This window comes from Aeromonas sp. Marseille-Q7275 (genome assembly GCF_965119515.1).
Genome location: NZ_CBCPLW010000001.1, coordinates 188,154 through 206,208, shown reverse-complemented (window position 1 = coordinate 206,208; position 18,055 = coordinate 188,154). Strand labels below are relative to the sequence as shown.

Below are 18,055 nucleotides of genomic sequence, written 5' to 3'. Positions count from 1 at the left end.
AATGAGTGTCTCAACGGAACCCGATCTCCTCACTCAGCTCAAGGAATGGCCTATGCGTCCCTCGCCTCGTTTCGATCTCCGCCCATCCTCCCTGTGGCTCGCCCTGCTGGCCACGCCGCTGTTCGTCGGTCAGGCGCTGGCCGCCCCCGAGGTGCATCTCCACGTGGATGGCAAACCGGTGGCCGAGGCGCTGACGCTGGACAAGGGCACAGTCACCCTGACCCACAAGCTGGACAAGGGGAGCCACCAGATCCGCATCAGCGACGCAGGCAACAGCTGCGGCACCAGCTTCGGGCCGACCGAGGCCAGGCCCCTCCCCTTCGGCACAGCCCAGCCCATGGACAAGTGCAGCAAGGGGGCGAGTTTCACCCTGAGGGTGATGCTGGCCGGTGACTACGAGTTCACCTTCAACCCGGATACCCCCAGCCTCAAGGTGCTGCGGGCGACCAAGAAGAGCGAGTTCAAGCGCCAGCCCCCCACGGAGCCCTGCATCAGCTGGGATGGCAGCCCGGTGACGGTGTCGCTGAAGGGGGTCTGGCCCGACGGCACCCGGCTGCGGGATGCCTACTCGAAACAAGAAGCCGTGGTCACACAGGGCAAGCTGACCCTGACCCCAAGCAAGGAGAGCGGCGGCCTGCTGCTGCTCGAGCCGGTCGAGGCGACCAAGGCGGCCCCCTTCAGCTGGGATCAGGCGAGCGTCTATTTCCTCCTGACCGACCGCTTCCACAACGGCGACCCGGCCAACGATCACAGCTTCGGTCGCCAGAAGGATGGCCAGGACGAAGTGGCCACCTGGCATGGCGGCGACTTCAAGGGGCTGACCGAGAAGCTCGACTACATCAAGAGCCTCGGCATGAACGCCATCTGGATCACCCCCATGGTGGAGCAGGTGCACGGCTTCATCGGCGGTGGCGAACAGGGGAACTTCCCCTTCTACGCCTACCACGGCTACTGGGCGCTCGACTTCACCAAAATCGACCCCAACTACGGCGACGAGGAGAGCCTGAAAACCCTGGTGGACGAGGCCCACAAGCGTGGCATGAGGATCATCCTCGACGTGGTGATGAACCACGCAGGCTACGCCACCCTCGCCGACTTGCAGGATCTGGGGCTCACCGATCTCACCCAGAACAGCGGCAAGCTGCCGAGCCGCTGGAACGAATGGCGCCCGAGCGGCGGTCTCAACTGGCATGGCTACAACCAGTTTATCGACTATCAATCGAGCGATTGGCGCAGCAAATGGTGGGGCCCTGACTGGGTGCGCGCAGGCCTGCCCGGCTACCCCCAGCCCGGCACCGACGACGTCACCGGCTCGGTGGCGGGGCTGCCGGACTTTCTGACCGAGTCCAGCAAGCCGGTGGGCCTGCCGCCGCTGCTGGCGGTGAAACAAGACACCCGCGCCAAGGCCCTGCCCGACGCAAGCGTCAGCGATTATCTCATCGCCTGGCACACCGACTGGGTGCGCCGTTTCGGAATCGACGGCTTCCGGGCCGACACCGTCAAGCATCTGGAGCCCGCGGTCTGGGCCAAACTCAAGCAGGCGGGCATGGCGGCGCTCAAGGAGTGGAAGGCCGCCAACCCGGACAAGGCCCTCGACAACCTCCCCTTCTACATGGTGGGCGAGGTGTGGGATCACGGGGTCGCCAAGGATTTCTGGTATCAGAACGGCTTCGATTCCCTGATCAACTTCGACTATCAGCGGGAATTCGCCCTGCCCCAGGCCCAGTGCATGGCGGGCGCCGAGCCCACCTATGCCAGCTACGCCAGCCGCATCAATCAGGATCCCGAGTTCAACGTGCTGAGCTACATCAGCTCCCACGACACCAAGCTGTTCTTCGGCGACTACCAGGATGTGCCGCTACAACGACGGGTGGCCAACAGCTTTATGCTGCTGCCGGGGGGCATCCAGGTCTACTACGGGGATGAGTCAGGCCGCGGGCTGGCCAAGGATGGCGGCGTGTTCGATCAGAGCGTGCGATCCGACATGAACTGGCAGGAGCTGGGGAGTGGCGACAAGGCCGAACTGGTCAAGCACTGGCAGCAACTCGGCCAGTTCCGCGCCGCCCACCCGGCGGTGGCGGCAGGAAGCCACAAGAAGCTGTCCGATGCCCCCTACGCCTTCGTGCGGGAGAAGGGGGAGGACAAGGTGGTGGTGGTGTTCGCCGGCCGGCAGCCATAACCGGGCCAGTGTCGGACAAACGATGAGGGGAGCCAGTGGCTCCCCTCTCTCATTGCGCAGGCACGTTCACCTCATGCCGGCTGGCGGGCCGCGGCCGGCCATTGCAGCCGCGCCTTGACCAGGGTCTCCTGCCACAGGGGCCAGGCCAGCAAGGCCTGCTGATAGGCCCCCGCCTGACCGGGCAGCGAAATGCCATAGCTTGCCAGCCGATAGGCCATCACCCCGTAGAAGGCATCCAGGATCCCCGCCTCCTCAAAGTAGAAGGGCCCCCGAGCCTGTGACCAGAGCGTCTGCAGCCGGGCCAGCTCCCCCAGGGTCTCCACCGGGGGCTCGCTCTGGGTCGGCGCGCCGAGGAAGAAGGGCAGACGGCTGCGGATCTGGCCAAAGCCCGAGTGCAACTCGGCGCAGAGGCTGCGGGCCAATGCCCGCTCGGCCCGGTCCAGGGGGTAGAGGTGGCGCGACGGGCACAGCTCGTGGAGATACTCGGCGATGGCGAGGGAGTCGTGGATCCGCAGCTCGCCGTCATCCAGCCAGGGCACCAGCCCGGCCGGCGCCGTGCGCTTGAGCCGCGCCAACGCCTTGGCATCCTCCAGATCGAACACCTGCTCCTGCCACTCCAGCCCGCTCATGGCGAGCACCAGCGACGCCCGCATCGCCCAGGTGGAACCTGTGCCTACCGTCAATACCAGGGATCCCATGGATTGCCTCCTGCGTTGGGTTGTTCATGACCATCCCGTCGGCCCCGCTGGCACGACATCCGACGGTCGCCTCACATTTGCGCACCCGCGGGTTTGACCCCCTTGGGGAGCAGTGCTAGTTTGATTTTTCAAAACAATCAGTTAGCAAAAATGTGAGCAATGGACAGCCAATTTACCATCGTCATCGCAGATGACCACCCCCTGTTTCGGGGCGCCCTCTATCAAGCGGTGCACATGGCCATCGACGAGGCCAGGCTGCTGGAGGCCGACTCCATCGACAGCCTGACCCACCTGCTCGCGGAGCACCCGGAAGTCGATCTGCTGCTGCTCGATCTCAAGATGCCCGGCGCCAACGGCTTCGAGGGGCTGGCCTATCTGCGTGGCCAGTACCCGGATCTCCCCATCGTCGTGGTCTCCGCCTCGGAAGATGCCGCCATCATCCAGCAGGTGCTGCGACTCGGCGCGCTCGGCTTCATTCCCAAGTCGGTGCCCATGAAGGAGCTGGTCAGCGCCCTCAATACGGTGATCGGGGGGGACAACTGGGTGCCGGAAGGGATCTCCCTGCATCCCGAGTCCGAGGATGGCCCCGACTTTGCCAGCAAGCTGGCCAGCCTCACCCCCCAGCAATACAAGGTGCTGATCATGCTGCGGGACGGCAGCCTCAACAAGCAGATCGCCTGGGAGCTCAACGTCTCCGAAGCCACCATCAAGGCACACATCACCGCCATCTTCCGCAAGCTCGGGGTCAAGAACCGCACCCAGGCGGTCATCGCCCTGCAGCAGATGGGCATCAAGGACAGCTGAGCCCCTTGTCACCCTCAGGGCCCATATCACGCCCATCTTTCAGAAAGCTCGGGGTCAAGAACCGCACCCAGGCGGTCATCGCCCTGCAGCAGATGGACATCAAGGACAGCTGAGTCAGCACCTTGTCTCCACCACAATGGGCGTTTGTTGCTCGACAATTAGCACGATCGTACTTTATGCTGCAGAACCCAGAGAGGAGAGTGCGATGAGCAAGGGCCGCCTGACCCGCGACACCATTTTGCAGACAGCCTTCGAGCAGGCGAGCCAGCAAGGGCTGGAGAGCCTGACCATAGGCTCCCTGGCCAGTGCGTGCGAGATGTCCAAGAGCGGTCTGTTTGCCCATTTCCAGTCTCGCGACAACCTGCAAATCGCCGTGCTCACCCATTCCGCCGAGGTGTTCAGGGAGCGGGTGATCCAGCCGGTGCGCCAGCAGCAGCACGGCACCCAGCAGGAGAAACTGCTGGCCCTGCTGCGGGCCTGGCTGGCCTGGAACCAGAGCTTTGCCGGACGCTGCATGTTCCTCGACGCCTGGACCTCGGCCCAGGAGGGGGAGGTGCAACAGGCGGCCCGCCAGCTGGTGCGCTTCTGGCTCGACTACCTGGCTCGCCAGGTGGTGCAGGGCCAGGAGAAGGGAGAGTGGCGCAGGGATCTGGATCCCTGGCGCGCCGTCTACCGGCTCTATGGCCTCTATCTGGGAGATCAGGTGTTCAATGCCCTGGACTTGTGTCAGGATCCGGCCCGCCACTTCTGGCCCGAGGTGGAAGATCTGCTGACCAGCTGGCGCTGAGGTTCTGGCCCTTCTTTTTAAAAACAGACAAAAAAGCACGACCGTTCGCACATAAAAACCACAGGATGACCATGAGCAGCAAGATCTATTTCAACACCCGCCGCGTCAGCCCGAGCAAGTTGCTGCTGGGGCTTGGCACCCGTCTGCACCATGCGCTGGCCCCGGCCCACGCCAAACGCACCGCCAGCAAGTTGCTGCTCACCCCCCAGCGCCCCACCCGGGAGATCGTCGCCCCCGCCGGTCTGGTGCAGCAGGCCATCCACACCGGCGAGGGCACCCTGATGAGCTACCGGCTCGGCCAGGGTCCGGTCTGGCTGCTGATGCACGGCTGGTCCGGCAGTGCCAGCCAGTTCTACCCGCTGATGAACCACATCGCGGCCCAGGGCTTCACGGCGCTGGCCTATGATCACCCCGCCCACGGCCAGAGCGAGGGCAGCACGGGGCACCTGCCTCGCTTCGTGCGCGCCTTCGACGAGATCCTCGCGCGCCTCGGCCCAGTCCAGGGAGTCATCACCCACAGCATGGGGGGTGCCGTCACCCTCAGCAGCCACCACCCCGCCCTCGACGCGCTGCCGCTGCTGCTCATCTCGCCCGTGCTCGACTACGTGCCCCAGCTCTATGGCATGGTGGCCCGCTCCGGCTACTCCATCCGGCTGTTCGATGCTGTGGTCAAGGAGATAGAGCACGAATACCAGCATCCTTTGAGCACTGTCGATCCCCTGGGTCGCCTCGCCCGTCGCCAGGGGGCGGCCCTTATCGTTCACGACGAGGAGGACAGGTTCGCCCCCCATAAGGACTCGTTGCGGGCGGTAGAGGATGGCCGCACCCGGCTGGTCAGCACCCGTGGGCTAGGCCATGGCCGCATCCTGGCGAGCCCGCCCGTCTTCGCCGCCTTCGATCAGCTGACCCAGCCCGGAGGCACGGCCTGATCCCGGCGCACCGGTCGCCTCAAAAAATGATGAGGCGGCCCATTTTTATCCGGGATACAACGTCTTATAGTTAAATTGCGCGGTGGCAACCCGCCCTTGCAATCACAATAAGGCGCAGCATCATGGCCGACCTATTTATATCAGCCGTGGCGCTATCACAATAAGGACAGCAGCATGGCCAAACCCAATACAGCTCTCCTGTTGACCGGTGGTGGTGCTCGCGCCGCCTATCAGGTCGGTGTCCTCAAGGCGGTGGCCGAGCTCTACCCCCGCAATCTCGGCATTCCTTTTCCCATCCTGTGCGGCACCTCGGCGGGGGCCCTCAACATCACGGCACTGGCCTGCTACGCCTCCTGTTTTCACCTGGGGGTGCGCAAGCTGGAGTGGGTCTGGCGCCGCTTCGAGACCCATCACATCTTCGATTTCCATCCCTGCCAGCTGCTGTGGCGCACCCTCTATCAGGGCTCGGCCGGTCTCATCAGCCCCCAGAGCAACCGCGCCTTCCACCTGTTCGACAACGCCCCCCTGCGCCGCCTGCTGGATCAGCTCATCGACTATCACCGCATCGATGACAACATCCTCTACGGCAGTCTGGAGGCCATCGCCATCACCGCCTCCGACTACGACGACGGCCTCTCCACCACCTTCTTCCAGGGGCGGGCCGAGCATCAGCCCTGGGAGCGGGCCAGGCGGCGCGGCCTGCGCACCCTGCTCACCTCGGATCATCTGCTGGCCTCATCGGCCCTGCCCTTCGTCTTTCCGGCCACCCCCATCGGCGAGCGCTTCTACGGCGACGGCTCCATCCACCAGCTGAGCCCGCTGAGCCCCGCCATTCACCTGGGGGCGGAGCGGATCCTGCTGGTGACCCTGGACTCCCCCCGTCAGGAGAGCGCGGCCCCCCGTCAGAGCCACCTGACCAGCTCCAACATCGCCAGCCACCTGCTCAACACCGTCTTCTCCGACACCCTCAATTCGGATCTGGAGCGGCTGGGGCGCATCAACCAGACCCTCTCCCTCATCCCGGCGCGGGAGCGCAACCGTCTGAAGCTGCGCCAGGTGGAGACCTGCGTCATCAGGCCGAGCCAGGATCTGGATCTCATCGCCCTCGGCTACCTGCCCAGGCTGCCGACCCAGTTGCGCCGCCTGCTTCGGGTGCTGGGGGTGAACGGCCAGGAGAGCAGCAGCCTGGCCAGCTTCCTGATGTTTCACCCGGGGTACTGCCAGCAGCTGATAAATCTGGGGTATCAGGATGCGCTGGCGCAACGCCAGCACATCGAGTCCTTCCTCGACATCGAAGAGCGGGTCCGCGAGGAGGCCTGAACAGGCTTGCTGTCACCAGGGATAGCCGCCACCTGGGCTCGGGCCCTCAAGCCTGTTGAGGGCAGAGCTAGTGCCCCTCCAGCAGGCGCTGCTCCGCCTGCTCCATGGCCACGGCCGTTCCAAACAGCACTAGCCGATCCCCCGCCATCAGCCTCAGATCGGCCTTAGGCTCCAGGCTGCGCTCCCCGCGATGCACCGCCTTGATGCGCACCTCCCCCAGAGAGAGATCCCGCACCCGGCGCCCCACAGCCCAGGCCTGATCGTGCAGCAGCACGGGGTGCAGCCGCTCCAGCAGCTGATCCGTCTCCAGGTTGCCCGCACTCTGATCCCCCCAGTAGAAGCCGTGCAGGAAGCGGTACTGGCTGCTGCGCTCGTGCTCCATGCGCCGGATCACCCGGCCTAGGGGGACGTCGCAGTTGACCAGCAGGTGGGAGACCAGCATCAGGGCCCCCTCCTGGGACTCAGGTATCACCTCGAAGGCCCCAGCCTGCTTGTAGTGCTCGAGGAAGCTGTCGTCCCGGGTGCGCACCAGCACCTTGAGATCCCCCGCCAGCGCCCGGATCTGCATCAGCATGGCATCGACCCGCTTGCGATCGTCGAAGGTGATGATCACCAGGCGGGCCCGCATCAGACCGGCCGCCAGCAGGATGTCGCGCCGGCTGGCATCACCGAACGCCACCTGCTCCCCCGCCAGCTTGGCCTCGCTCACCCGCTCGGGATCGAGATCCAGCGCGAGAAAGGGGATCTCCTCGAGCTTGAGGAAGCGGGCGCAGGTCTGCCCGGTGCGCCCGAAGCCGGCGATGATGACGTGCTGGTGCTTGCTGAGCCCAGACTGGGCGACCCCGGCGCGGGAAAGCAGGGCCGCGTCGGTGAGGGAGTGGGCCAGCCCCAGGGCCCGCTGCACCAGCCAGGGGGTAAGAGAAATGGTGATGACGCCGACGCCGATGAGCAGGGAGACCATCTCGTGACCGAGCAGGCCATGGTGGCTCGCCAGCGCCAGCAGCACGAAGCCGAACTCGCCGACCTGGCTCAGCATGATGCCGGCCGCCATGGCATCGCGCTTGCGCTCCCCCATCAGCCGGCCCGCCAGCAGCACCAGCAGCGACTTGCACAGGATGAGCCCGAGTACGCAGAGCAGCACCTGCCACCAGGCGTTCGCCACCAGCGTCCACTCCATGGTCATGCCGATGGTGATGAAGAAGAGCCCCAGCAGCACGTCCCGAAACGGCTTGATGTCCACCTCCAGCTGATGGCGGTAGTGGGACTCCCCCAGCATCATGCCGGCCAGGAAGGCCCCGAGTGCCATGGAGAGCCCCATCCACTGGGTGAGGGAGGCCGCCAGCAGGGCCACCAGCAGGGTGCTGAGCACGAACAGCTCGTCGGAGCGCGCCCGCGCCACCTCGTGAAACACCATGGGCAGCAGCCACTTTCCCACCGCGAGCAGCACCGACAGGGCGAACAGCCCCTTGAGGGAGGCCCAGGCCACCTCCGCCAGCAGGGCGCTGCCCTGCACCTCGGGTTGGGCCAGGATGGGGATCATCACCAGGAGCGGCACCACCGCCAGATCCTGAAACAGCAGGACGCTCACCCCGAGCTGGGCACGCCGGGTATGGAGTTGCTGCAACTCCCCGAGCTGCTTGATCACCACGGCGGTGGAGGAGAGGGCCAGGGTGCCGGACACCACCAGCGCCTGGGGGAGACTCAGGCCCCACCACCAGCCGAGCCAGAAGAACAGCAATGAGGTGAGCAGCACCTGCAGGCCGCCGACCCCCAGCACCAGCTTGCGCATGGCGAGCAGGCGCGGCAGCGAGAACTCGAGCCCGAGGGAAAACATCAGGAAGACGATGCCGAGCTCCCCTATGGTCTGCATCATGGCCTGCCCGGTGACGATGGCCGCGCCATGGGGGCCGAGCAACATGCCGACGAACAGATAGGCGAGGATCACCGGCTGGCCCAGGCGTCGGAAGATGGCCACCAGCAGAACGGCAGAGAGCAGCAGGATCAACACATCGGCGTACACACATCCCTCCCTCTTATCTGTCCCCATGGCCCGAAGAAGCTGTACCTCAGGCTCCGGCCATCGTCGCTGCCGGGCAGGATCCCACCCTGGCCGCGGGTGCTTGGACTGCGGCGCACAGGGGGTTATTTCCCCTCCCGTTTCATGTTGCTAAGCCTAGCCAGCCCCTTTGTTTTCCATCGAACATATTTTGGGCACGGGGATTGCAAGAAACAGGTCAATGAGTGGAGAGGTGCAAGGCTGCAACGTGGAAAACACATCGTCTTTGAACGGCTTCGGACATGGCATAGAGCAGTGGGTTCAGCAGATGGAGCGGCTCACGCCGCTGACCGGGCAGGATACTTATCAGCAGCTTCAGGAGCTGCTGAGGCAACGGGATCTTGACGCCCTGCTGGCAATCTTTGCCGAGCGGGTGGCAAAGATTGTCCGGATCCACACGCTCCACCTCGACTGCGGTCAGCCCCACAGCCTCATCGCCCACGCCCCCCAGGCCCGGCAGGTGCTGCATAGCTATCGCTTCGAGCTGCGCGGCCAGCACGAGCAGTTGCTCGGACAGCTGCAATACGAGCTGGAGCAGCCCCTGAGCGACAGCCAGCGGCGGCAGCTGGGGCAATATCACCAGCTGTTCTGCCTGCCCCTGCCGCTCTATCTGCGGCTGAGCCGGCTGGAGCAGCAGGTGCGGCTCGATCACCTGACCGGGCTTGGCAACCGCTCCTATTTCGACGAGGCCATAGGCCGGGCGGTGGAGCAACACTGCCGAGAGCCCCACGGTCTGGTGCTGGTGCTGCTGGATCTCGATCGCTTCAAACAGGTCAACGACACCTGGGGTCATCCGGTGGGGGATCTGGTGCTGAGCCGCTTCGCCCAGCTGCTGCAGGGCTGCATCCGTGGCACGGATCAGGCGTTTCGCCTCGGTGGCGACGAGTTCGCCCTGCTGCTGCAACCCGCCGATCCCGAGGCCTGGCGCCCGGTCTGGCTGCGGCTGCAACATGTGCTGCACAGCCACAAGGAGCTCAGCGCCTTCTCGGTGGGCTGCAGCCTGGGGGCCGCCAGCTGGCACTCTGGCATGGACGTGCAGCGCCTCTATGCCACGGCGGATGCCCACCTCTACGCCCGCAAGAAGGCCGGCGTGACAGGGCCGTCCGAATAGGGCGGCCTGGCACTCCCTCGGCGGCGTTCAGTCAAGTTCCGGGGTGACGGCCCGTAGCCAGTCTCCCTTGATGCCCCTCCCGGACGCCAGAAATCCGTCGCAGACGAAGAGTCCGGCCACCAGCGCCACCTGCTCCCCGTAATAGAGGATGGGAATGCGCCCCCGTTGCCAAGAGGGCACCCCGTACTCTTGCAGCAGCTTCTTCAGGCGCCGGCTGCCCACCCGCCCCACCGGCTTGAGCATGACGCCTGGCGCCACCTGGAAGCGCACCGACAGGGGCTCGTCCGCCCGTGGCGGGCGCAGCCCTTCTGCCCCATCCGATGACAGCAGCCTGAAGGTCCCCAGCCCGTCCGGCAGGCAGAGCGTCTCTCCCACCCGGATGGGCAGCACCTCCTCACGGGGGACAAGGCCGGGCGGCACCAGATGGAGTCGCCCCTGAAAGCGGCGGCACTCCAGTCCCTGCAGGCTCAGCCTGGGGTTGGCGTCTTCGCGCGCCAGCGCCACCTCCTGCCACAGCAGCCCCAGCAGTTCCCGGGACGGCATCTCCCCCCCCTGGCGGCGGATCCAGTGGCGCAGCAGGTTGTTGCGCCGCACCGGAGAGAGCGGCCGCAGCGCCTCGATGCGCAGCGCATCGCGCTCCCCGGCCTGTTGCCAGTCCGCCTCCGCCAGCTCGTTGATCAGGGCCTCCTGCTCGGCGCACAGGGCCATGCTGCGCGCCGCCGTCTGGGCCATGGCGGGCCAGCGCGCCTTGAGCTGGGGAATGAGCTGCTGGCGCAGGAAGTTGCGATCGTAGCTCACATCCTGGTTGCTCTCATCCTCCACCCAGCCATAGGGCAGGGTCTCGGCCAGCGCCGCCAGCTCGGCCCGGCTGACCTCGAGCAGCGGGCGCAGCAAGCGGCCGCCGGCGAAGGGCTGGTCCGGCACCATGCCCGCCAGCCCCCGCAGTCCGGCGCCGCGCTTGAGCGCCAGCAGCAGGGTCTCCAGCTGATCGTCCTGATGATGGGCGGTGAGCAGCCACTCCCCCTCCCCCAGGCATGCGGCGAGGCGCTGGTAGCGGGCCTCCCGCGCCTGGGCCTCCAGGCTGTCGCCGCTGCCCCGCTGCAGTTGCACCCGCTCGACCATGAGAGGCACTCCCAGTTGCCGGCACACCCCTTCACAATGGGCCACCCAGTGATCGGCGTGAGGGCTCAGGCCGTGGTGGACGTGCAGGGCACGCAGGGCAAGGCCCTGCTCCCGGGCAAAACGCGCCGCCAGCACCAGCAGCACCGTGGAGTCGAGCCCGCCACTGAAGGCCACCAGCAGGCCCCGGGAACCTTCCGGCGCGGGCAGAGTCTGACAAAAACGAGAATAAACACGAGAAATCATAGGCTTCCCCAATACGACCAGGCCGATCTTAGCAGACTCGGGCTTATCAAGCGCTAACCCGACTGCTAGAGTGAGTCTCCTCCCGACCTGGGCCGGGACGCTGAGTAACCCGAATTGGAATCAGACAATGAACAATAAGAAAAGCATACTTGCCGGCCTCATCGGGCTGGCCTTGCTGGCCGGTTGCAGTCAGGGACCGGACCAGGCAGACAAGCACTCCGGCCTCGCGCTGGCCAACATGGACACCAGGGTCAAGCCCGGTGACGACTTCTTCCGCTACGTGAACGGCCACTGGCTGGCCACCGCCAAGATCCCGGACGACAGGCCCGCCGACGGCGCCTTCTACCTGCTGCGGGACAAGTCCCTGGCAGACGTGCGGGTGCTGGTGGAAGGGCTGGACGGCAAGGCCGCCACCGGCACCCCGGCCCAGCAGATCCACGACCTCTACCAAAGCTATCTGGATCAGGCCACCCGCAACGCCAGGGGCACCACGCCCCTGCTGCCCCTGCTCGGCGACATCGATCAGATCCATGACCAGCAGGGGCTGGCCCAGGCCTTCGCCCGCGCCGGCAAGCTGGGGGGCAGCGCCCCCTTCGGCTTCTGGATAGACGCGGACGCCAAGGCGCCGGACAGCTATGCGGTCTACCTCTATCAATCCGGGCTCGGCCTGCCGGACCGGGACTACTACCTCAAGCAGGATGCCGCCAGCCAGGCGCTGCGCCAGAAATACGAGCAGCACATCGCCGGCATGCTCGGCCGCTTCGGCGAGACGGATGCGGGGGCCAAGGCCAAGCGCATCCTGGCCCTGGAGACCCGGCTCGCCCAGATCCAGTGGGACAACGTCGCCCTGCGGGATCGGCAGAAGAACTACAACAAGGCCCCCGTCGGCGAGCTCAGGCGCCTCGCCCCCAGCATCGACTGGAACAGCTATCTGGATCAGGCCGGCTTGAGCGGCCAGCAGAGCCTCATCATAGGCCAGCCGAGCTACCTCACGGCCCTGGACGAGGTGATGAAGCAGACCCCCATGGGCGACTGGCAGGCCTACCTCAAGTGGCAGCTCATCACCGACTTCGCCCCCTACCTCGACAGCCAGACCGATGCCCAGAACTTCGCCTTCTTCGGCACTACCTTGAGCGGCACCCCCAAGCAGCGCGCCCCCTGGGAGCGGGCCCTGGGGGTACTGGACAACAACCTGGGGGAGGCGGTGGGCAAGCTCTATGTGGAGCGCTACTTCCCGCCAGAAGCCAAGGCCCGCATGGAGCAGCTGGTGGAGAACCTGCGCACCGCCTACGGCCAGAGCATCCAGGAGCTGGACTGGATGTCGCCGGCCACCAAGACCCAGGCCCTGGAGAAACTCGCCAAGTTCAGGCCCAAGATAGGCTACCCGGACAAGTGGAAGGACTACAGCGCCATCGAGATCCGCGCCGATGATCTGGTGGGCAACCTGCAGCGGGCCCGCGCCTTCGAATATGCCGACAGCCTGGCTCGCCTCGGCAAGCCGGTGGACAGGGACGAGTGGCACATGTCGCCCCAGACGGTGAACGCCTACTACAACGCGAGCAACAACGAGATCGTCTTCCCGGCCGCCATACTACAACCCCCCTTCTTCGACATGAGCGCGGACGACGCCGTGAACTACGGCGCCATCGGCGGGGTCATCGGTCACGAGATGGGCCACGGTTTCGACGATCAGGGGGCCAGGTCCGACGGTGACGGCGTGATGCGCGACTGGTGGACGCCGGCGGATCTCAAGGAGTTTCGCTTTCGCACCAGCCGGCTGGTGGCCCAGTACAACCGCTTCGAGCCCATCAAGGGGCAGTATGTCAACGGCCAGTTCACCCTGGGGGAGAACATCGGCGATCTCGGCGGCCTCACCATAGCCCACAAGGCCTACCTGCTGTCGCTGGATGGCAAGGAGGCCCCGGTGCTGGACGGCTTCACCGGGGAGCAGCGCTTCTTCCTCGGCTGGGCCCAGGTGTGGAAGGGCATGTATCGCCCCGAGCTGATGCAGATGCTGCTCGCCTCGGATCCCCACTCGCCGCCGGAATACAGGGTCAACGGCGTGGTGCCGAACATCCCCGCCTTCTACGAGGCGTTCAACATCCAGCCGGGTGACAAGCTCTATCTGGACCCGGCCAAACGGGTCAAGATATGGTAAACACGAGGTTGACAGGGGCTGGCCGAGCGCCGGCCCCGGGTCGGCCACAGACAAGGCGGGGGCCAGGCCCCTGCCCACTGATACCGCAAGACAAGCAGCAACAAGGGTCACATCCATGAAAGCCTTACTCATTACTCTCGGCCTGCTCACCCTGCCCCTGACCACCCAGGCGGCGGAGGGATTCTTCCAGCAGCTGACGCTGCCCACGGGCCAGGTGCTCACCGTCGGCGAGGGGCGCGGCGAGCCCGCCTCCACCGGCAGCTACGACGTGCGCCTCTACTCAGGCGCCAACCCCGAGTTTCCGCTGGATCAGTTCATCGACGGCAAGGTGATGCCCCGCGATGGCAGCATCAAGGCGCTCAAGTTGCTGGATCTCAACGGTGACAAGCAGCCCGAGCTCATCGTCCTGGTGGAGAGCGCAGGCAGCGGCAGCTACCAGAGCGCCGACGCCTTCACCATCAATGGGCAGGAGGGGCTGGAGAGCTTCAACCACGTGGAGGGACTGGCCCCCAATGAAGATGTGATCCAGGCGCTCAAGACACCCCGCGACTGAGCCGCCACCGCCATCACAACGCCCCGCCCCGCGGGGCGTTTTGCTGTTGCCGCCCCTCTTTTCACCGGATCCCCCCAGCTATCCTGAGGCTGGCCCTCCGATAGACGGCTGTTTTTTATGCGCTTATAATCGCCTCACCCAGCCATTACTAAACACAAGGAGGTAAAAAATGGTTATCCAAGCGTGTCCGATGTTCTCGGCTCGCCTGTTCGGCACATTCGCCCGCTCTTGCCTGCATACCATCGCGCTGCGATAGCGGGTTCGAGCAAAGCCGACTCCTTCCACACCGAGACCTTTCTCGACCGTTGTCGCCAGCGCTCCTGATGACAGGGATTTCCGATCCCGCCATTTTAGAGAGCAAGAGCATGACGACACTGATGAGTACCCACTCCCTGCAGATGACTGCGGGACACCTCCCCTTGTTTGACCACCTGGATCTCGGCATCCAGAGCGGCGATCGCCTGGGCCTGATTGGCGCCAATGGCTGCGGCAAGAGCACACTGCTCGCCCTGCTGGCCGGTGAGCTGCAACCCCATGACGGACGGGTGCAGCAGGCCGCCCCCTGCCGCTGCGAGTTCGTGGCCCAGCACCTGCCTTCAAGGCTGCAAGGGCTCGGCACCCGGGCCGTGCTGCAGGATGCCCTGGGGGGTGACCCTGCCGCCGACTGGCAGGTGGACAAGATGCTGACCGAGCTGCAGCTCGAAGAGCAGGCCGAGCTCCCCGCCAGCGCCCTGAGCGGCGGCCAGCACACCCGGTTGCAGATAGGCCGCGCCCTGCTGCGCCAGCCGAACCTGCTGCTGCTCGATGAACCCAGCAACCACCTGGACCTGCCCGCCCTGCTCTGGCTGGAGCAGTTCCTCCTGGGCTGGCGGGGCGCCCTGGTGCTGGTCTCCCACGATGCCCGCCTGCTCGATCGGGTGACCCGCGAGACCCTGATCCTGCGGGAGGGGCGACTCCATCGCTTCGCCCTGCCCTGCAGTCAGGCCAGGGTGGCGCTGGCCGAAGAGGACGAGCAGGCCCGCCTGCGCCGGGCCGACGAGCAGAAGGAGATAGATCGCCTGAGTGCCAGCAGCAAGCGCCTCGCCATCTGGGGACGGGAGCATGACAACGAGAAGCTGGTGCGCCAGGCCAAGTCCATGGAAAAACGCATCAGCCGCCTGCAGGAGGAGCAGAGCCAGGTCGCGGCGCCGGCCCCCTGGCGCCTCGAGCTGCACGGGCAGGCACTGCCCGCCGATGCCCTGCTGCGACTGGAAGCCCTCGAGGTGCGCCCCGCCCCCGGCTTGCCGCCCCTGCTGCGGGCCGAGGATCTCTGGTTGCGGGCCGGCGACAGGGTCGCCCTGCTCGGCGCCAACGGCACCGGCAAGTCCTCCCTGCTGCGCCAGTGCTGGCGCGAGGTATGCGATCAAGGGCCGGGTGAGGGCTGGTATCGCCACCCAGGCGCCAGCATCGCCTACTACGATCAGTCCCTGCAGCAGCTGGATGGCGACGCCACCCTGAGCGACGCCCTCTATCCCCTGGCGCCCTTGCCGGAGGTGACACGGCGCCAGGCGCTGATCCGCGCGGGCTTCCCCTACTCCCGCCATGGCCAGCGGGTGCACGCCTTGAGCGGGGGGGAGCGGGCCAGGCTGCTGTTCCTCGCCCTCTCCCTGGCGAGCCACCATCTGCTCTGGCTCGATGAACCCACCAACCACCTGGATCTGGCGGGCAAGGAGGAGCTGGCCGAGGCCTTGAACGCCTTCCCAGGGGGCGTCTTGCTGGTCTCCCACGACCGGGATCTGATCGAGCGCAGCTGCAACCGCTTCTGGCTGATCAGAGACGGGCGCATCCAGGAGGCCCACAGTGCCGAGCGGGCCTATGCCGAGCTGCTCGGCGATGCGCCCTCGTTGGCTGCAGACAAGGCAAGCCTGGCCGCCTCCGCAATGGCGCAAGCCCCGGCCGGCCCGGCGGATAACGAAGAGGCCCTGCTGGCCCGCTGGTATGAACTCGATGCCCTGCTGGCCGCCGATCTCGCCCGCAAGCCCAGGCACCAGACGCCGCGGCTGCAGCAAGAGTGGCGCCATGAGCTGGCAAGGCTGGCCGGCCTGCTCGGGCTGGTCGAATCATGAGCAGCCCCATAAACCACCTTGGCCATCCCCCCTGTTTGACTCAACACAAGCGGCCAGCCATGGCTGGTCGCAAGGAGCCACCATGACTTCAACTTCACCACCGGAGGTCAGGCTGGATCCCGTCACCGAGGCCGACCTGCCCCACGTCTATCGCGGCCTGTCGGATCCGCGAGTCGTCGCCTGCTACGGCGTCAGCTACGACAGCCTGACGGCATGCCAGGCCCAGATGGATTGGTACGCCGAGTTGACCCGCACCGGCCGAGGTGCCTGGCACCTCGTGCGCGACCGGCTCACGGGCGAGCCGCTGGGGGCCATCGGCTACAACGATGCCGACCTTCAGCACCGGCGGGCCGAGCTGGGCTACTGGCTCTATCCCGAACACTGGGGCAAGGGGGTGATGAGCGCGGCGTTGCGGCTGTGGCTCCCGCTCACTTACCGCACCACAGCGCTGCACCGGCTGCTGGCGGTGGTGGAGGAGCCCGCCTGCTGGAGCGGGCCAGCTTTCGCTACGAAGGCACGGCGCGGGAGTGCGAGCGCAAGGGGGATGGCTTCATCTCCCTTCGCCACTACGCCCTGTTGCGCAGCGACCTGCCAGACCTTTAAGCACCACCATTTCTGATAGCCAGTAAAAAGCCCCGCACTGCGGGGCTTTTTTTCGGGAGCTACTTGATGGCGCAGACGTCGCCTGATGCCGAGCGACGGCGCCTGCGCCGCCACAGGGAGAAGCAGCCGTAGCCCAGGCTCAGCACCACCGCATAGAGCACCTGGGAGGCGAGCGCCACCAGCACGGCCGCGCAGAGCAAGACGCTCACCCCCGCCAGTCCCTTGCCCGTGCCGCCGAGCAGGCGCCAGCCCGCCGCCATGCAGAGCAGATAGACCAGCACGAAGTTGCCGTTGGCGTAGCGGATGAGCTCATCGAGCGGCAGCTTGAGCCAGAGGATCAGGGTGATGGAGACCAGGCAGATGGCGAGCACCCAGCACAGGGCATTGAGGGGGGCGCCCCGGGCCGAGAGCCGGGAGAGGGAGGCGGGCAGTTTGCCTTCCCGCGCCATGCTCCAGATAAGGCGCGCAAAGCCCTGCAGGTAGATGTTGATGCTGGCGAAGCAGGAGAGGTAGCCGAGCACCGCCACCAGCCACTTGGCGGTGGGGCCGAACAGCAGGGAGAGCAGGGCCGGAATGGCGGTGGCATTGGTCGCCTCGTCCCCATAGAGACCGTATTTGAGCACCACCAGGGAGTGCACCCAGTAGATGAGCCCCGCCAGCAAGACGCCGCCGAGCAGGGCCAGAGGATAGTCCCGCTCCGGTCGCTTGAACTCCTCCCCCATGTGGGCGAAGGCTTCCAGCCCGACGAAACACCAGAACATCACCGCCAGCGCCGTGCCCATGGCGGGCCACTCGGCGGCCGTCGGCAGCGGCTGGGCCGCGTCGCGCCAGCTCAGATCCCCCTTGAACCAGATGAGCAGGGTCAGCCCCAATATGGCCAGGGCAATCAGCAGTTGCAGGTTGCCGGAGGAGCGCGCGCCCCTCAGCCCCAGCAGGAAGACCCCGAGCAGGGTCAGTAGCTGGATGGCCCACAGGGTCCACTCCCCCATGTCGAACAGGGCGTGCCAGAAACCGGCGGCTATGGTGAGGGCGGCAGGCAGCCCCACCGGCAGCACCGCCAGAAACAGGAAGGCGGAGAAGCGCTCGGCGCCGTTGCCAAAGGCGAGGCCAATCAGGTGCGGCGCCCCGCCCGCATGGGGATAGCGGCGCCCGAGCCGGGCGAAGGTGAAGGCGATGGGCAGCACCAGTACGATGAGCAGCACCCAGGCCCAGAGCGAGGCCCCTCCCGCCAGCGAGGCCGCGGTGGCCGGCACCACGAAGATCCCGGTGCCGAGCAATGAGGTGGCGAGCAGCCCCATCCCCTGCCAGAGCCCGAGATCCTTTTTCAACCCAGACATATCCTTTTGTCCTGTCTAGAAAAACATCCCGCCATGTTAGGCCGCTGCCA

General features: G+C 66.1%; 13 protein-coding genes and 2 pseudogenes. 11 read left to right on the top strand and 4 right to left on the bottom strand.

All coding sequences use genetic code 11. The features are described 5' to 3' along the window. Positions 1-52: 52 nt before the first annotated feature. A complete protein-coding gene (locus tag ACWPWQ_RS00960) occupies positions 53-2,179 on the top strand; it encodes an alpha-amylase (protein WP_454008789.1) in 2,127 nt (708 codons plus the stop codon). 71 nt (positions 2,180-2,250) lie between these two features. On the opposite strand, the gene ACWPWQ_RS00955 is transcribed toward ACWPWQ_RS00960, so the two are convergent. Beyond that, positions 2,251-2,877, bottom strand: coding sequence for a glutathione S-transferase N-terminal domain-containing protein (locus ACWPWQ_RS00955; RefSeq protein ID WP_202046922.1), 627 nt, complete (start codon positions 2,875-2,877; stop codon positions 2,251-2,253). A gap of 159 nt (positions 2,878-3,036) precedes the next feature. Between ACWPWQ_RS00955 and ACWPWQ_RS00950 the strand changes: the two genes are divergently transcribed. From ACWPWQ_RS00950 to ACWPWQ_RS00930, 5 genes and pseudogenes are all read left to right on the top strand, one after another. After that, a complete protein-coding gene (locus tag ACWPWQ_RS00950; RefSeq protein ID WP_454008788.1) occupies positions 3,037-3,681 on the top strand; it encodes a response regulator in 645 nt (214 codons plus the stop codon). A 10-nt stretch (positions 3,682-3,691) separates the two neighbouring features. Next, a pseudogene (locus ACWPWQ_RS00945) lies at positions 3,692-3,794 on the top strand (DNA-binding response regulator); the annotation flags it as partial. Positions 3,795-3,886: 92 nt separating this feature from the next. Continuing rightward, positions 3,887-4,468, top strand: a complete 582-nt coding sequence (locus tag ACWPWQ_RS00940; protein WP_319917181.1) for a TetR/AcrR family transcriptional regulator — start codon at positions 3,887-3,889, stop codon at positions 4,466-4,468. 71 nt (positions 4,469-4,539) lie between these two features. Continuing rightward, positions 4,540-5,397, top strand: a complete 858-nt coding sequence (locus tag ACWPWQ_RS00935) for an alpha/beta hydrolase (RefSeq protein WP_454008787.1) — start codon at positions 4,540-4,542, stop codon at positions 5,395-5,397. A gap of 174 nt (positions 5,398-5,571) precedes the next feature. Beyond that, positions 5,572-6,717 carry a patatin-like phospholipase family protein gene (locus ACWPWQ_RS00930; protein ID WP_454008786.1) on the top strand — a complete coding sequence of 382 codons (1,146 nt, stop codon included), beginning with the start codon at positions 5,572-5,574 and terminating at the stop codon, positions 6,715-6,717. A gap of 67 nt (positions 6,718-6,784) precedes the next feature. On the opposite strand, the gene ACWPWQ_RS00925 is transcribed toward ACWPWQ_RS00930, so the two are convergent. Further along, complete coding sequence (locus tag ACWPWQ_RS00925; RefSeq protein WP_454008785.1) at positions 6,785-8,737, bottom strand: cation:proton antiporter domain-containing protein; 1,953 nt, start codon at positions 8,735-8,737, stop codon at positions 6,785-6,787. Positions 8,738-8,954: 217 nt separating this feature from the next. Between ACWPWQ_RS00925 and ACWPWQ_RS00920 the strand changes: the two genes are divergently transcribed. Then, positions 8,955-9,884: a GGDEF domain-containing protein gene (locus ACWPWQ_RS00920; protein WP_454008784.1), complete on the top strand. Its 930-nt coding sequence runs from the start codon at positions 8,955-8,957 to the stop codon at positions 9,882-9,884. Between the two features lie 27 nt (positions 9,885-9,911). Here the strand turns inward: ACWPWQ_RS00920 and tilS are convergent, their stop codons facing one another. After that, a complete protein-coding gene (gene tilS, locus ACWPWQ_RS00915; RefSeq protein ID WP_342058088.1) occupies positions 9,912-11,249 on the bottom strand; it encodes a tRNA lysidine(34) synthetase TilS in 1,338 nt (445 codons plus the stop codon). A gap of 127 nt (positions 11,250-11,376) precedes the next feature. Between tilS and ACWPWQ_RS00910 the strand changes: the two genes are divergently transcribed. From ACWPWQ_RS00910 to ACWPWQ_RS00895, 4 genes and pseudogenes are all read left to right on the top strand, one after another. Further along, a complete protein-coding gene (locus tag ACWPWQ_RS00910; protein WP_454008783.1) occupies positions 11,377-13,407 on the top strand; it encodes a M13 family metallopeptidase in 2,031 nt (676 codons plus the stop codon). 115 nt (positions 13,408-13,522) lie between these two features. Continuing rightward, positions 13,523-13,960: a PliI family lysozyme inhibitor of I-type lysozyme gene (locus ACWPWQ_RS00905; RefSeq protein WP_454008782.1), complete on the top strand. Its 438-nt coding sequence runs from the start codon at positions 13,523-13,525 to the stop codon at positions 13,958-13,960. A gap of 365 nt (positions 13,961-14,325) precedes the next feature. Then, on the top strand, positions 14,326-16,065 hold the full coding sequence (locus tag ACWPWQ_RS00900; protein WP_454008781.1) for an ABC-F family ATP-binding cassette domain-containing protein: 1,740 nt from the start codon (positions 14,326-14,328) through the stop codon (positions 16,063-16,065). A gap of 82 nt (positions 16,066-16,147) precedes the next feature. Further along, positions 16,148-16,668 (top strand): annotated as a pseudogene (locus ACWPWQ_RS00895) (GNAT family N-acetyltransferase). A gap of 59 nt (positions 16,669-16,727) precedes the next feature. Here ACWPWQ_RS00895 and yjeH read toward each other — a convergent pair. Further along, positions 16,728-18,005: an L-methionine/branched-chain amino acid transporter gene (gene yjeH, locus ACWPWQ_RS00890; RefSeq protein WP_454008780.1), complete on the bottom strand. Its 1,278-nt coding sequence runs from the start codon at positions 18,003-18,005 to the stop codon at positions 16,728-16,730. Positions 18,006-18,055 lie beyond the last annotated feature (50 nt).